The 15,221-nt window shown below is 60.0% G+C and carries 14 protein-coding genes; 5 read left to right on the top strand and 9 right to left on the bottom strand.

Annotated features, from left to right (window positions below; all coding sequences use genetic code 11):
• Nucleotides 1-57: 57 nt before the first annotated feature.
• From Q666_RS46585 to Q666_RS46570, 4 genes are all read right to left on the bottom strand, one after another.
• Nucleotides 58-729 carry an RluA family pseudouridine synthase gene (locus Q666_RS46585; protein WP_023003504.1) on the bottom strand — a complete coding sequence of 224 codons (672 nt, stop codon included), beginning with the start codon at nucleotides 727-729 and terminating at the stop codon, nucleotides 58-60.
• 109 nt (nucleotides 730-838) lie between these two features.
• The gene (locus Q666_RS46580) at nucleotides 839-1,120 is read right to left on the bottom strand and encodes an aa3-type cytochrome c oxidase subunit IV (RefSeq protein WP_023003505.1); all 282 of its coding nucleotides are present in this window, start codon (nucleotides 1,118-1,120) and stop codon (nucleotides 839-841) included.
• 155 nt (nucleotides 1,121-1,275) lie between these two features.
• Complete coding sequence (locus Q666_RS46575) at nucleotides 1,276-2,655, bottom strand: AarF/ABC1/UbiB kinase family protein (protein ID WP_023003506.1); 1,380 nt, start codon at nucleotides 2,653-2,655, stop codon at nucleotides 1,276-1,278.
• A 167-nt stretch (nucleotides 2,656-2,822) separates the two neighbouring features.
• Entirely contained in the window at nucleotides 2,823-3,710 is an 888-nt protein-coding gene (locus tag Q666_RS46570) for an SDR family oxidoreductase (protein WP_023003508.1), read from the bottom strand.
• A gap of 97 nt (nucleotides 3,711-3,807) precedes the next feature.
• On the opposite strand from Q666_RS46570, the gene Q666_RS46565 reads away from it, so the two are divergent.
• On the top strand, nucleotides 3,808-4,665 hold the full coding sequence (locus tag Q666_RS46565) for a helix-turn-helix transcriptional regulator (protein WP_023003510.1): 858 nt from the start codon (nucleotides 3,808-3,810) through the stop codon (nucleotides 4,663-4,665).
• On the opposite strand, the gene Q666_RS46560 is transcribed toward Q666_RS46565, so the two are convergent.
• Together Q666_RS46560 and Q666_RS46555 are read right to left on the bottom strand one after the other, a co-directional pair.
• A complete protein-coding gene (locus Q666_RS46560; RefSeq protein WP_023003512.1) occupies nucleotides 4,652-5,554 on the bottom strand; it encodes a DUF3445 domain-containing protein in 903 nt (300 codons plus the stop codon). The two genes, Q666_RS46565 and Q666_RS46560, sit on opposite strands and share 14 nt — an antisense overlap.
• 11 nt (nucleotides 5,555-5,565) lie before the next feature.
• Nucleotides 5,566-7,392 carry a M3 family oligoendopeptidase gene (locus Q666_RS46555; RefSeq protein ID WP_031270540.1) on the bottom strand — a complete coding sequence of 609 codons (1,827 nt, stop codon included), beginning with the start codon at nucleotides 7,390-7,392 and terminating at the stop codon, nucleotides 5,566-5,568.
• A gap of 190 nt (nucleotides 7,393-7,582) precedes the next feature.
• On the opposite strand from Q666_RS46555, the gene Q666_RS46550 reads away from it, so the two are divergent.
• Together Q666_RS46550 and Q666_RS46545 are read left to right on the top strand one after the other, a co-directional pair.
• Complete coding sequence (locus tag Q666_RS46550) at nucleotides 7,583-9,157, top strand: sigma-54 dependent transcriptional regulator (RefSeq protein ID WP_023003516.1); 1,575 nt, start codon at nucleotides 7,583-7,585, stop codon at nucleotides 9,155-9,157.
• A 235-nt stretch (nucleotides 9,158-9,392) separates the two neighbouring features.
• Entirely contained in the window at nucleotides 9,393-11,216 is a 1,824-nt protein-coding gene (locus Q666_RS46545; RefSeq protein WP_023003518.1) for a DUF882 domain-containing protein, read from the top strand.
• A 90-nt stretch (nucleotides 11,217-11,306) separates the two neighbouring features.
• On the opposite strand, the gene Q666_RS46540 is transcribed toward Q666_RS46545, so the two are convergent.
• The 3 genes from Q666_RS46540 to Q666_RS46530 all read right to left on the bottom strand — a co-directional run bounded on the left by Q666_RS46540 (nucleotide 11,307) and on the right by Q666_RS46530 (nucleotide 12,872).
• On the bottom strand, nucleotides 11,307-11,576 hold the full coding sequence (locus Q666_RS46540; protein ID WP_031270542.1) for a DUF2312 domain-containing protein: 270 nt from the start codon (nucleotides 11,574-11,576) through the stop codon (nucleotides 11,307-11,309).
• A gap of 152 nt (nucleotides 11,577-11,728) precedes the next feature.
• Nucleotides 11,729-12,025 (bottom strand): DUF1244 domain-containing protein, encoded by a 297-nt coding sequence (locus Q666_RS46535; protein WP_023003523.1) that lies wholly within the window; start codon nucleotides 12,023-12,025, stop codon nucleotides 11,729-11,731.
• 37 nt (nucleotides 12,026-12,062) lie between these two features.
• Entirely contained in the window at nucleotides 12,063-12,872 is an 810-nt protein-coding gene (locus Q666_RS46530; protein ID WP_023003524.1) for an N-formylglutamate amidohydrolase, read from the bottom strand.
• Between the two features lie 461 nt (nucleotides 12,873-13,333).
• Between Q666_RS46530 and Q666_RS46525 the strand changes: the two genes are divergently transcribed.
• Nucleotides 13,334-13,771: a DUF1036 domain-containing protein gene (locus tag Q666_RS46525; protein WP_023003527.1), complete on the top strand. Its 438-nt coding sequence runs from the start codon at nucleotides 13,334-13,336 to the stop codon at nucleotides 13,769-13,771.
• On the top strand, nucleotides 13,768-15,204 hold the full coding sequence (gene pyk, locus Q666_RS46520; RefSeq protein WP_023003528.1) for a pyruvate kinase: 1,437 nt from the start codon (nucleotides 13,768-13,770) through the stop codon (nucleotides 15,202-15,204). Before Q666_RS46525 ends, pyk begins: the two co-directional genes overlap by 4 nt.
• The last annotated feature ends 17 nt before the right edge of the window (nucleotides 15,205-15,221 follow it).

Raw genomic sequence — 15,221 nt, 5'->3', positions numbered from 1 at the left:
AACCTGGGACAGCCGTCTTGAGCTGACCGGCAAACCAATCACCAACACCAATGAGCGTCAGAACGGTACTTCGGACCGGAAACAGATCCGCTCCCCATGTGCCGGATGGTGCAGTTCAAGCGTTTCGGCGTGGAGCGCAAGCCTGCTGGAGGCTGTCAGCGCCTCACCTTCCGAATAGAACCTGTCGCCGGTGATTGGATGCCCGAGCGAAAGCATGTGGACACGCAGTTGATGCGACCGTCCCGTATGGGGAAACAGCCGGACCCGCGTCGTCAGTTCTTTCCGCTCAAGTACCTTCCACCTGGTGAGCGCAGGTTTGCCAAACTCGAAGCTGACCATCTGCTTGGGCCTGTTCGGCCAGTCGCAAACGAGCGGCAGATCAATTTCTCCCTCGTCTTCTGACGGGCTCCCCCAGATATCGGCAATGTAGGTCTTGAGCGTCTTGCGCCGTTCGAACTGAAGCCCCAGATGCCGATGTGCTGCGGGGTTCCTTGCAAGAACCATGACACCGGACGTATCCATGTCGAGCCGGTGAACGATCCGCGCATCTGGGAAGCGCTCCTGCGCGCGGCTTTCGACGCAGTCGCCATGTTCGGCAGCCTTGCCTGGCACGCTCAAGAGCCCGCTCGGCTTGTCGATGACCAGAAGATCGTCATCTGCGTGCAGCACCGTCAGAAACGGCTCCAGCGGCGGGTCATAGACAAAGGATGCTGGCGCGGCTTGGCTCATCGCACTTGGGGTCCAGGAACAAAAGGAAAAGGCGCGGATCTGACCGCGCCTTTCCAAAAACAGATGTGTTCGTCTGTGCTGGCCGGACCATGAAGGCCGGAGGCTTAGCTCAGACGGTCAGGATCGCCAGGATGCCGCTCAGAACGAAGACAGCTGCAGGCGGGATCCAGCCGGATGCACCCAGAGCCATGCCGACAGCGGTGGCAATGAGGGTTGCGATCAGCAGCAGCCAGCCAAACACGGTAGCAGCGGTGCCGCCAAAGGCGAACATGATCAGGCAGACGACAATGGTCAGGACTGCGATCGTGCCGATCTTGGAGAAGTTGATGAACCCCTCGTAAGTCTGCTCGTGAGCGTCATAGTCCATTGCGGGCGCAGTTTCGTCAGACATGAAGTCCCCCAGGAAAATTCGATAGTCGGCAGCCTACATACAATAAAGCCTGCCGGTTCGGCAATGACGGGAAGTGCACATTTCGTCACACAGGTCGCGACTTTTTGACAGCTTTGGCTTTGGCATCCCTTTTCGCACTGAAAACCTTCGCACAATCAGGCAGCATGTGAGGCTCCGGAAAGCCCGGCTGAAGCCAGTACATCGTTCTGGCGCTTGCGCACGGTTGCCGCTTCAAAACCGTCGATCTGCTCGTTGAACAGCTCAAAGAAATTGAGTTCCGCCCGCAGGTGCAGGAACACTCCGCCCAACCCGATTGCCGCCCGGTCCATGAAGACGAACTCCTGCGGCACCGTCAGCGGCCCCAGTTGCTTCAGCGCGGAATGAACGCGGAAGGCTTCCTTGCGTCCGTATTCGGCAGCCGACACGCCGTCCGCGATCGATCGGACGCGGTCACTGAGCAGAGGACCGTAGATGAACCTTGCCCAGATGTTCAGAACCTCGATGACTTCCTTCTTCAGGTCCTTGAAGCCCCAGCGCTCATAGGCCGCGACCACCCGATCGTCATTTTCTTCCAGAAGGCCACGATAGAGTTCGACAACCCCCTCGACAAACGCCTCGGGGAAGATGCGGATGCAGCCGTAGTCCAGCAGATTGATACCCGCCGGAGCGCCTTCCTGCTCGAACACGGTGTAGTTGCCCAGATGTGGGTCACCGTGAATGACGCCGAAATGACTGAACGGATGCCACCAGGCATGGAACATGGTTCTGGCGAGCAGATTGCGCTCGTCCTGGCTGTGTTCCTTGTAGTCGAGCAGAGGTTTTCCGGTGAGCCACCCCATTGTGAGCAGGCGTTTGGTCGACAGCTCCGGAATCACTTCGGGTACGCGGATACGGTCGAAATCTCCCAGGATGCCCTGATAGACGGCGATATGTGCCGCCTCCCTGGCATAGTCCAGCTCCTCACGGACCCGGGCGCTGATTTCCTTGGCGATCTCGCGCGTATCGATGGCCGGGCTCATGCGCCGATGCAATGAAAACAGCATCTGCAGTTGCTTGAGATCCGCCTCGACTGCAGAAGCCATGTCCGGATATTGCAGCTTGCAGGCCAGAACCCGCCCATCATGGCCGGTGGCCCGGTGCACCTGTCCAAGGGAAGCCGCTGCAGCCGGCTCCTTGCCGAATTCGGCAAACCGGCCTTGCCAGTCCGCACCGAGCTCAGCCCGCATCCGGCGTTTGACGAAGGCCCAGCCCATGGGGGGTGCACTGGCCTGCAGCTTGGCAAGTTCGGTCGTATATTCCGGCGGCAATGCATCCGGGATCGTCGACAAGAGCTGCGCCACCTTCATCAAGGGGCCTTTCAGCCCGCCAAGGGCCGCGGCCAGTTCGGCCGCGTTCTTGGCATTGTCGAGTTCCATGCCGAACAACCGTGCCCCGGCCACCTTTGCGGCAATGCCACCCATGTTGGTGCCGACTTTGGCGTAGCGCCCCATGCGAGCGCTGAGGCGGTTGCTTTCACGGTCTTTGCTGTCGGCCATGCGGTGGCGGGCTCCATTGTAACAACTGGCGTTCCGGGAACGCCCGATGCATCAAACCGTTGGATACGGTCTCCTGGCACTACATATGAACTACCGCAACAATATCCAGCTCCACCAGCCGCTATTCCGACGCAGGCGTCCAACAGCCTGGCAACGCCCGGCTAGTTTCAGAAATAGCCGCTCCTGCCGATGTCCGCCAGCAGACCGCATTCTGCCGGCTGCCAGCCGAGCGCAGCCCGGGTCCTGTCGCAGGACGCAGGACCATCCATTCCGGCAAAGATACTCAGGAAGCCGAAATAGGATCCTGCGTCGTCCGGGATGAGCGAGCGCACGGGAAGGTCCAGTCCCTGGCCGATTGCCTCGGCGATTGCGCGGAAAGGAATGCCTTCTTCGCCGATTGCGTGAAAAGGACCATCTGTCTCCGGTGTTTCAAGTGCCAGACGATAAGCCCTTGCCGCATCCAGACGGTGCACTGCCGGCCAGCGGTTTTCACCATCGCCAACATAGGCGGCAAACCCCTTCTCCCGGGCGATGCCGATCAGCATCGGGACAAAACCATGATCACCCGGTCCATGAACCGAGAAAGGCAGGCGGACCACCCTGGCGTTGATCCCGGCCTGCACCAACTCGGCCGTCGCGGCCTCGGTAGCTCTGGGATAGGCCGGTGAGGTTGGAACCGCCGGATCGGCTTCAGTTGCCACCGGTCCGGACCGGACAACGGCAACACCCGAAGTAACCAGCAGCGGCCGGTCTGTTCCGGATAGCCCCTCGCCGAGGGCCAGAATGGCGGCACGGTCTTCCTCACAGCTTGCGGCAAAGCGCGAAAAATCATGATTGAACGCCGTGTGCACGACAGCGTCACTTGCCCTCGCTCCATCACGAAGGCTGTCGTGATCCTCCAGTGACCCGATCTGCACTTGCGCTCCTTGAGACCGGAGGTGCGCAGCCCCTCTTTCCGATCGGCTGAGGCCAAGCACCTGGTGGCCTGCCTGCAACAACTCCGAAACGACGGCGGCGCCTACAAACCCTGTTGCGCCGGTAACGAATACTCGCATGAAAACACTCCGTTGGTTGAACGGCGAGCAGTCTTGCGGCAATATTTATCCAGTTAAAGTAGTGACTTTATACAGGTATAATGACTGACAGGATAAGATGGCGGATATCCAGGAAGACAATAGACTGGGCCGGTTCCTGAAGGATCGCAGGGCAAAACTGGATCCCGCTGCATTCGGCATTCCCCTCACCCGCCGGCGAACGCCGGGCCTGAGGCGCGAAGAAGTCGCACAACGCGCGAATGTAAGCGTCACCTGGTACACATGGCTTGAACAGGGACGTGGCGGTGCGCCTTCAGCCGACGTCCTTGACCGGGTTTCAAAGGCCCTGATGCTGACGGATGTCGAACGCGAGCACCTTTATCTTATCGGGCTCGGCCGTGCCCCTGACGTTCGCTACCAACCGCAGCAAGGCGTGTCGCCCCGGCTTCAGAACGTTCTGGATGCCCTGGAACAGACCCCTGCCATGATCAGGACCCACACCTGGGACGTCGTTGCCTGGAACCGCGCTTCTTCGGCCGTCCTGACCGACTACGCCAGCTTGCCCCCCGGCGAACGCAACATTTTGCGGCTGATCTTCAGCGACCCGAGGGTCCGCAATATCCAGGCGGATTGGGAAAGCGTCGCCCGTTTCGTCGTCGGTGCTTTTCGGGCGGATGTGGTACGCGCCGGCGCCGCATATGAAACCACATCCCTGGTGGAGGAACTGTGCCAGCTGAGCCAGGACTTCGAACGCCTGTGGAAGGACCATGACGTCCTCGCCTCCGACGACCTTACCAAGCGGTTGAAACACCCTGTGGCCGGCTGGATGAGCCTTGAATGTTCGACCTTTGCCGTAGACGGCCGTGCGGACCTTGCGATGATGGTCTACCACCCGGCGAGCGCTGAAGATCGGGAAAAGGTCAGGGCACTGATTGACGCTCAGCACACAGCACGATCTTCCGCTAGCCGAGACTGATTTTTTCCAGCGCCCGGGCCAGATCGTCCCGTGTTGCCACAAGGCCCTTGTAGGCAAGCTGATCCGGATCAAGCGCAAGAAGCTGCTTGCGGAGCCCTTCCGCCAGCCCTGCACGCCCTTCCTGCGCTTCCAGTGCCGCCAACGGATCGTGATGGATCTTGATGGTGAACAGGATATCGCCGGACCCGGGCAGACGCCGCAAGGTTTGCCGCTCGACCCGTAGGAAAAGCTGGGCCAGTGCTCCGTCGTCAATCTTGACGCGGATCTGTTTCGGCAAGGGATGGTGAAGGTCGCCGTCGGGATAGATCGACCAGTTGAATCGCTCCAGAAACTGTCCGGCTTTCAGATTGTCGAATATCCGGGCCACCATCATTCCCATGCGGCTTCCGTTGAAGCCAGGAACATTTTCATGAATGCCCGTCATGGACTGGCCGAACTTCTCCGCCAGAGACCAGGACGAGGGAAAACAGAGCGCGGCAGCCGTGAGCCTGTAGCCGTCCTGCCCGGGCCGCATCAAGACAAGATCTTCCTGCACAAGACTTGCAGCCGTTACGAGTGCGGGAGCCCCGGCGAGCGGGATACGCGCGCCGTTGGCGACAATCTCGACTTCGGCATCCCCGACCCGGTGGGTATCTGCATGAAACCGCGAGAGGTTCTCCGTGAGGAGGTCCAGGACCTCCTGCTGCGCGGCATCTGTGTCCGGCTCTGCACGGAAAACCGTTTCCAGATGATCGGAAAACAGCCGTTTCTTCTCACCCAGATGTTTCACCAGAAAGGGATCGGGTTCCAGCCAGGCCTCCTCACCGATCGGCTTCAGACCGACGGTGAAAGGCTGGCTGGTGCCGTCATAGGGCGTGTGGTGGAAGGGTGGCAACGCTGGCCGTGTCATCGGAAACCGCGTCAAGCCTCTTCCAGGGCTTCGAGTTCGTCGATGATCCGCTCGATCACCGACAGGCCCTTTTTCCAGAAATCCGGATCGACCGCGCTCAGTCCGAACGGCGCCAGAAGTTCAGAATGGTGTTTGGTACCACCAGCCTTCAGAAGATCGAAATACTTCTCCTGGAATCCGGTCTCCGCTTCCTCGTAAACCGCATAAAGCGAGTTCACCAGGCAATCGCCAAAGGCATACGCATAGACATAGAACGGCGAATGGATGAAGTGCGGAATATAGGTCCAGAAGGTTTCATAGCCTTCGCTCAACTTGATCGCCGGACCGAGGCTTTCGCCCTGCACCGACAGCCACAATTCACCGATCTTGTCCGATGTCAGCTCGCCATTGCGCCGTTCCGTGTGCACCTTGCGCTCAAAGGTGTAGAAGGCGATCTGGCGCACCACCGTGTTGATCATGTCCTCCGCCTTGGAGGCCAGCATCACCTTGCGGGTCTGCGGGTTGTCCGCCTTGGCAAGCAGGGATTTGAACGTCAGCATCTCGCCGAACACACTGGCCGTTTCCGCCAGGGTCAGCGGTGTCGGCGCCATCAGCGGTCCGTTGGGTGCCGCCAGCACCTGGTGAACACCGTGGCCCAGTTCGTGGGCAAGGGTCATCACGTCGCGGATCTTGCCCTGGTAGTTGACCAGCACATAGGGGTGCGCGCTTGGCACTGTCGGATGCGCAAACGCACCGGGCGCCTTGCCGGAGCGGGCCGGCGCATCGATCCAGCGCCGGTCGAAGAACCGGCCTGCGATTTCCGCCATGTCGGGTGAAAAGGCGCTGTAGGCGGACAGCACCGTGTCCTTCGCTTCATCCCAGGGGATCACTCGCGTGTCGGCATTCGGCAGAGGCGCGTTGCGGTCCCAGGTGTTGAGCTGGTCCATGCCCAGCCACTTTGCCTTCAGCTTGTAGTAGCGATGCGACAGGCGCGGATAGGCATCTCGCACGGCCGCCACCAGCGCATCGACAACTTCCCGCTCGACCCGGTTGGAAAGATGGCGGCTGTCGGCAATGTCCGTGAAATTCCGCCAGCGATCGGAGATTTCCTTGTCCTTGGCCAGCGTGTTGGTGATCAGCGTGAAGGTGCGCAGGTTTTCCTTGAAGGTCTCCGTCAGAGCTTCCGACGCCTTGCGGCGGGTATCGGGCGAAGGATCCACCAGCATGTTGAGCGTCGGTTCAATCGACAGTTCCTGACCGTCGACATCGAACGTCAACGAGGCCATCGTCTCGTCGAAGAGCCTGTTCCAGGCACCCGCGCCCGTGACGGACTTTTCGTGGAACAGTTGCTCCACCCGGTCTTCCAGCTGGTAGGGCTTGCCTTTGCGCAGATCCTCGATCCACGGCAGGTAATGCGCAAACTGGCTGTCCTGGAGCGCAGTTTCCATCACGCCGTCATCGATCTTGTTCATCTCCAGCGTGAAGAACAGAAGATGCGAACTTGCCGTCGTGATCTGCTCCTGCACATCGCCGTAGAATTTCTGCGATGCGGGTTTGATCGTGTTTTCCGAATAGACCAGGCCGGCGAAGGAAATCAGCCTGCCCATCAGGTCTTCAAGTTCCTCATAGGCGCGAATTGCGGTGACCAGCGCGGGAACATTGCTCTGGGCCATATCGGCCAGCCTGCCCTTGTAGGACGTCTCGAAGGTTTTCGACCGCTCCAGGATCTCCTTTAGGTCGGCAGCAACCTCCGGCGCGTCGACCGCGGGATAGAGATCCGTGAGGTCCCATTCGGGAAGCGCTCCGAGATCTCCTGAAGCGGCGGCCTGAGGGGCATGGACGGGATGTGGGATGGGCAAGTTTTTTTCTCCGGTGCGTCTGCGGACGAACGGGTCCGGCAATCTTCTGTTGTTAGAATTAGTAGGCCGGGAAAAGGCCCGCCTGCAATCTGACTGTGAAAACTTTTTTGCCTGCACTTGGACGATTTGTTTACCCAATTGCGACCAGAATGGTTCGAAACGAGACAATTCGGGACGAGCGAAACCGCCAATGCAAGCACTCAGCGGCAAAATTCTCATTGTTGACGACGATCCCATCCAGCGCAGGTTGCTTCAGGAAGCCGTGAAAAAATTCGGCTACCGGTCGAAAACGGCCGAGAATGGTGCCGAAGCGGTGCGCATCATGTCGAGCCCGGAAGCCAGCGAGATCGACCTGATCATCCTCGACATGGTGATGCCCGAGCTCGACGGTCTGGGCGTTCTGGAACGTCTACGCTCCGACAAGAACGCAACGCCGGTCATCGTTCAGACCGCCCACGGCGGCATCGATACCGTGGTCAACGTCATGAACGCGGGCGCTCAGGATTTCGTGGTCAAACCGGTGGCGCCGGAACGGCTCAATGTCTCGATCCGCAATCTCTTGAAGACATCCGCTCTGGAAGGCGAAATCACCCGGATCCGCAAACAGGCCTCCGGCACACTGACCTTCGCCGACATCATCACCCACTCGCCGGCCATGGAACGGGTGATCAATCTGGGCAAGAGGGCCGCCGCGTCGAACATTCCGATCCTGATCGAAGGAGAAAGCGGCGTCGGCAAGGAAATGATCGCCAGCGCCATTCAGGGATCCAGCGACCGCAAGTCCAAACCTCTGGTCACGGTCAACTGCGGTGCGATCCCCGACAATCTGGTCGAATCGATTCTCTTCGGCCACGAGAAGGGCGCATTCACCGGCGCGGTCGACAAGCATGTCGGCAAGTTTCAGGAAGCTCATGGCGGAACCCTGTTCCTGGACGAGGTTGGCGAACTGCCTCAGGAAGTTCAGGTCAAGTTGCTCCGCGCCCTGCAGGAAAGCGAGATTGACCCGATCGGCGCTCGCCGTCCGGTGAAAGTGGATTTCCGTCTGATCTCGGCAACCAACCGCCGCCTGATCGACCAGGTGAAGGAAGGTGTCTTCCGGGAAGACCTTTATTACCGGCTCAACGTTTTCCCGATCTGGATCCCGCCGTTGCGCGACCGGCGAGAAGACATTCCCGCGCTCACCCGCCACTTCCTGGCCCGTTTCGCGGCAGAGGAAGGCAAGCCTCAGGTGGCCGGCGTCACCGCGGACACGCTCGCGATGCTCCAGGAGTATCACTGGCCGGGCAACATCAGGCAGCTGGAGAACGCGGTATTCCGCGCTGTCGTCTTGTGCGACGGCCCGCAACTGACGATCAACGATTTCCCGCAGGTGGCCGCGGCAACGGAACAGACGGCCTCTCCGGGCGCAACGCTCCAGCCGCAGGCACAGATAGCCTACCCAGATCGATTGTCCGGAGGCGATCTTGCCGCAGCGCCGGTCCGCCCGAGCGAACCCTCGGTTCCACCGCACCACACCCCGTCGGCTCCTGCCCCTCAGGCAGGTTTTGAGCAAGCGGCGCCCTTCGGTTTCATGCGCAACCTCGATCAGGACGGCCATGTCCGCAAGTTGACCGATATCGAGGAGGAACTGATTCGCGCAGCGATCAATCATTATTCCGGACGCATGACAGAAGTTGCCAAACGGTTGGGAATCGGCCGGTCCACGCTCTATCGCAAGCTCAAGGAATACGGATTGGACGAGAGCGGCAAGGACGCGGCAGCCTGAATTGAGGCAAATCATAGCGCAAACTGTCGATTTCGACGATATTTTGACGCATTCTCCGGGTAACCACCGCTACCGGAGCGTTTTTGCACTACGCGCTTGCGCCGTTGCAGTTCTGCAACGATTATCAGCGAAGCGAAAATAGGGTAAAAACTTCTTAACCTGCGGCAGTTAGGCTATGCATCCTGCTGGGGAGCACGGGATGGGTGAAAGCCCTCTGAAAACGGCGAGATAGAGATTGCGTACACGGTTAGTTGATTTCGACGCCGTCGGTTGGCTGAAGCGTGCCGCGAAAGCGGCCGGCGCGTTTGCTGTCGTGTCTGTGTGCCTGGTCACCTTTGCCCAGGCCGAGACGCGTACCCTGAAGCTGTACAACACGCATACCAAAGAGCGTGTGTCGATTACTTTCAAGAAAAACGGCCGCTATCTGCCGGATGGTCTGCGCGAAGCCAACCGCTTCCTGCGCGACTGGCGCCGTAACGAAATGACCAAGATCGATCCGGAACTGCTGGATCTGGTCTGGGAAGTTTACCAGAAGGTGGGCGCAAGCCAGCCGATCCACGTCGTCTCCAGCTACCGGTCTCCCGCAACCAACAACATGCTGCGCAAGCGGTCCTCTGGCGTTGCCAAGAACAGCCAGCACACGCTCGGCAAGGCGATGGACTTTTTCATTCCCGGCGTGAAACTTGCCACCCTGCGTGCCACTGGCCTGCGCAAGGAAGTGGGCGGCGTCGGCTATTATCCGAGATCCGGTTCCCCCTTCGTGCACATGGACACCGGCAGTGTCCGTCACTGGCCGCGCATGAGCCGTTCCGAACTGGCTCGCGTGTTCCCGGACGGCAAGACACTTCACTTTCCGTCCGACGGCAAACCTATGAGCGGCTACAAGGTTGCGCTCGCCGAAAGCAAATCCGGCCGGTCGAGAAGTTCCAAACCGACGATCGTCGCGTCCAACACGCGCTCAAGCTCTTCCAATGGCCTGAGCACGCGCGACCAGAATTTGACCCGCCCGGGCAAACCGATTCCGGTAACCGCGCAGGATGACAATGCGTCCTCCGGTGGCGGCAACCTGTTTGCCAGCCTCTTTGGCGGCGGCAACAACCGTGACAACACATCCAAGCGTCCGGGCGCCGTCGGCAACACGCCGCCGGCACCGGTTGCCGAAGCCCCGGCTGTGGTGATCGAAAATCCGCCTGTTCCCAGCCGGAAGGTCCTGGAAAGCGAACCGGAAGCACCGGCAGCAGCACCGATTGTCGTGGCCAGCAACGCGCCGATCGTAAAACCGCCTGCGGATATTCCCGCCGTGGCGGCAAGCAAGACGCCCCCGCCCGCACCGAACACGCTTGATGCACAGCGGTTTGCAATCGAGACGGGGCAACCGAGCGCGCCGACACAAGGTGCAAACCCGGTTCCCGAGAAAGCAATCGACTCGCGGTTCCAGGTAGCCTCGCGCACGCCGCAGCAGAAACCCAGCAAGGGTCTTAGCGATGCTGCCAAGGTTGCAGCGGCTAATCTCGGCCTGACCGGCGATGTCCCCGTTCCGGGCTCCGCTCCGACCGATGATCCGGTCGCAGCCATTGCCGCAGCAACGGGTACTTCCGTACCTTCTCCGGTGCCTGCACCGCGTTCGGAAACGACGCTTGCCTATGCCTCGGCCTCTGCAGCACCGACGAGCCTGAGCCGCTCGCTGCGTCCGTCGGTAAGCGAACCGGCACGGGCACAGGCCAATCGGCCGGCAGCCGGTGCCACCGCCAAGACAGCCCCTGCACGCCAGCAGTCCGTTTCAGGCCGGATCCCGCGTGATCAGATTGTCGATCCGCTTGCCGGTTTTGCAAGCCTGCCGGACAAATCCGCTCCGACGCTTCTGTCCGGCGCAGGCACCACGCGTCATCAGACCTTCGCGTGGCTCAGCCACCCCAACCAGCGCCAGCTGAAGAATGTGATGATGCCTGGCAACCGCTTTGTCTCCGCCAGCTTTGAAAACAATCCTTACGGCGACCTGCGAACTGACCGGTTCGACGGTCCGGCAGTGGTCATCCTTCCGGTACGCTTCGCGCGCTGAAGCATCGACCCGTGAAAGATTGAGCATAAAAAAAGAGCGGCTTTTCAGCCGCTCTTTTTTCTTGTCGTGAACCGCGGTTACCGCAGCTTGTCAGCCTTCGCCGCCGCCAGCACCACCAGCCATGCCAAGCGCATGCAGGTAGAGGTCGAGAACCGCCTCTTCCTCTTCACGCTCATGCGGCTGCTTCTTGCGCAGGGAAACGACCTTCCGCAGGATCTTGACGTCAAAGCCGTTGCCCTTGGCTTCGGCATAGACGTCCTTGATGTCATCGGAGATGACTTTCTTTTCTTCTTCAAGACGCTCGATACGCTCTACAAACGCGCGCAGCTGGTCGCCTGCCACTCCACCGGGATCGGACATGTTTTCTGTTTCTCCTTCTCGTACTTCCTTGTCGCGCAGTGCGCGGTCTCAATGGCCGCGGCTGATATGAGCCGCCGTCAATAACCTGGCCGTGCGTTGCCAGACTCCGCATTGGCCGTCAAGCAGCCAAGCAAGCCGACGCAACCCCCGGCTCAGTGTTGGGGTTTGTTCTTTTCAAAGGCGGCCTGCTGATCCGCAGTCGCCTCGGTCTGGTATTTGGCCTTCCAATCGTCGTAAGGCATGCCGTAGACGATTTCGCGGGCCTCGGATTTTTCCAGGGAAACGCCCTTGTCCTGTGCCGCGTCCTGATACCAGTTGGACAGGCAGTTACGGCAGAAACCGGCCAGATTCATCATGTCGATGTTCTGAACGTCCGTCCGTCCACGCAGATGTTCCACAAGGCGTCTGAAAACCGCAGCTTCCAGTTCGAGTTTCGTCTGATCGTCCATCCCGAAGGTCTCCCTGTCCCGGACCGGTAGCCCGGCCTTAAGCAGCGTCGCTACGCGACTTGAAATGCTGGATCCGCCGGCAGTCGGACATGCCGGCAATTTTTCTCAGAACCGGCTCGAGTCGGTCTGCCCATTCAACCGCTCCAGCCGCGTCGGCAATCAGATCCTGCCGCAGTTCCAGAAGCGCATGTGCCACTCCCCGGCGGGTTGCGTGCCGGTACATTGTGTCGTTTTTGAGAGCTCCGTCGTAGGGTTCATTGTCACCGACGACGATGTCTTCCTGCGCTCTCAAGCCTTCAAGCATGGGCTGAACGGCTCGTGGGTCGCTGTCCCACAGAACGGTGACATGCCAGGGCCGCGGCACGCCGCGCCAGACCGGCGTGAAACTGTGAATGGAGACGATCACCGGCGGCTCGATCACTTCCATCATGGCATCCAGCGTCTGGTCGATGAGGTCGTGATAAGGTTTGTGGAACCGGTCGATGCGTATCGCCCGCTCCTTCGTGTCGACCTTTGCATTGCCCGGCACGACGGCACCGTCCGACAGGCGCATGATCAGCGTAGGGTCGTCATCGCCCCGGTTCGGATCGATCAGCAGCCGAGAATAGGTGGTCAGGCAAGCTGGCGCATTGAGTCGCTTTGCAAGTTCGAGTGTGACCGCGCGCGCACCGATGTCATAACCAATATGGCGTTCGAACTGTTCGGCCGGAACGCCGAGATCGCCATAAGGCTCAGGGACCGTGTTGCGGGCGTGATCGCACAAGAGCAGCAATCCGGAAGTAAAATCGCCCTTTACGTATTCGGTCGGCTGAAAGGCCCGGCCGGTTTCGGCTGCTGGTTCTATCATGTCTCGCTTCGTGGAAACTTTTATGGCTCGCTATCGCGCAGGCGGTCAGGTTTACGGCAAACCGGCGAAGGAACCAAGCCCGAAAACACCGCTTTCCGGCGGCAACACCGCAGGCCATCCACACCTTCCACACCCTTGCTTGCAATCAAGGCACCTGTGTTTTTGCCAAGGTGTGTACAACGCGGTATACGCTTTATTGACAGCTAACACCGATCTGAGGCGGAGCGGCCATGTTCCCGCCCCATTTCTGACGGCATAGGGGGTGGGACTGTTCATTTGGACAAAAAATCCGGACGGTTCGGGAAACAAGTCTGGGCGAAAGGCTCCGTATCCCGTTAACGACGTTGACAAGGCCCCCTTGTCGACGCAAAAAGCGAATGTCTGTAAAGCAGCAAAGCGAACGACTGCATATGTTTAAGGTTGGGGAACGGAACCAGGGCGAGTCTCGGGCATGTATCAGCATGCCTGTGAAATTTGCCTTTGCTGCATTCCTCACCGTGCTGTTTTTCTCCGCATCCAGTGACGAAGCCAGAGCTGATCTGCGCCTTTGCAACAAAACCGACAGTCAGGTTGGTGTAGCCATCGGCTACAAGGACAAGACCGACTGGGTCACCGAAGGCTGGTGGAACCTTGCTTCCAATTCCTGCGAGACCCTGGTACCCGGGGCGCTGGTGTCACGATACTATTACATCTACGCAGTTGATTATGACCAATTCGGCGAATGGGGTGGCCGGGCGTTCATGTGCACCCGGGAAAAGGAATTCACCATTCGCGGAATTGAGGACTGTGTGGCTCGCGGATTCGAGCGGACAGGCTTTTTTGAAATCGACACGGGCGAACAGAGCAGCTGGACGGTCCAGCTGACCGAACCCGTGCAACAGGGGACAGGTGGGCGATGAGGCGTAACCGGCGAGTCAAAATTCTTGCAACTCTCGGACCCTCCTCCTCAGAACAAGACATCATCGAAAAATTGTATCGCTCCGGTGCGGATGTGTTCCGCATCAACATGAGCCATACCGATCATGATCGTCTGAAGATGCTCGTTGAACGCATCCGTTCTGTTGAGGAGAAGGTTGGACGACCAATCGGCATTCTGGCCGATCTGCAGGGACCCAAGCTGCGTGTGGGAACGTTTGCCGACGGTCCGGTCATGCTGGAAAACGGCGCAACGTTCACGCTGGACGCCGACAAGTCCGGCGGCAGTGTCGACAGGGTACACCTGCCGCATCCCGAAATTCTTCAGGCTCTCGAGCCGGGCCACCGCCTGTTGCTTGATGACGGCAAGATCCAGCTCAAGGTTCTGGAAGCCGACCGCACCCGGGCCGTGACGGAAGTCGTCGTCGGCGGCAAGCTGTCAGACCGCAAGGGCGTCAGCGTTCCCGATTCGGAAATCGCAACCAGCGCCATGACCGAGAAGGACCACAAGGACCTGATCGCCGCCCTCGACCAGAACGTCGACTGGGTGGCCCTGTCCTTCGTGCAGCGCCCGGACGACATTGCCGAAGTGCGCAAGATCACCCGTGGCCGCGCCGGCGTCCTGGCCAAGATCGAAAAGCCGCAGGCCATCGGCCGGCTGGACGAGATCATCGAACTCTCCGACGCCATCATGGTTGCCCGTGGCGACCTGGGCGTGGAACTGCCTCTGGAACAGGTTCCCGGCCTTCAGAAGCGCATCACCCGCGCCTGCCGCCGTGCCGGCAAGCCGGTTGTGATCGCCACGCAGATGCTGGAATCCATGATCAACGCACCGGTACCGACCCGCGCCGAGGTGTCCGACGTTGCCACCGCCGTGTTCGAAGGCGCAGACGCTGTCATGCTGTCGGCCGAATCCGCTGCAGGCGAATTCCCGATCGAGGCAGTGTCCACCATGGACAAGATCGCCCAGCAGGTGGAACAGGATCCCAACTACCGCACGATCATCTACGCACAGCGGACCGAGCCGGAAGCCACCGGCGCCGACGCGATTTCGGCAGCGGCCCGGCAGATTGCCGAAACGCTGAACCTTGCTGCTGTCGTCTGCTACACGACGTCTGGCGCAACGGGCCTGCGCGCCTCACGTGAACGTCCGGCCAGCCCGGTGATCGTTCTGTCGCCGGTGCTTGCAACTGCACGTCGCCTGTCGCTCGGCTGGGGCTTGCACTGCGTGGTCAGTGAAGACGCCGCCAACGAGGAAGACATGATCGACCGCGCCTGCCGCATCTCCTTCTCCGAAGGGTTTGCGAAACCGGGTCAGCGCATTATCGTGACCGCAGGTGTGCCGTTCGGCACTCCGGGCTCCACGAACATGCTGCGGATTGCCTTCGTCGGCAACGACGGCCAGGGCGGCATTTGACGATCTAATCGGTTAAA

Source organism: Labrenzia sp. C1B70 (assembly GCF_000475395.1).
In the GTDB taxonomy this organism is placed as follows: Bacteria; Pseudomonadota; Alphaproteobacteria; order Rhizobiales; family Stappiaceae; genus Roseibium; species Roseibium algicola.
This window is presented reverse-complemented; position numbering and strand designations above follow the sequence as displayed.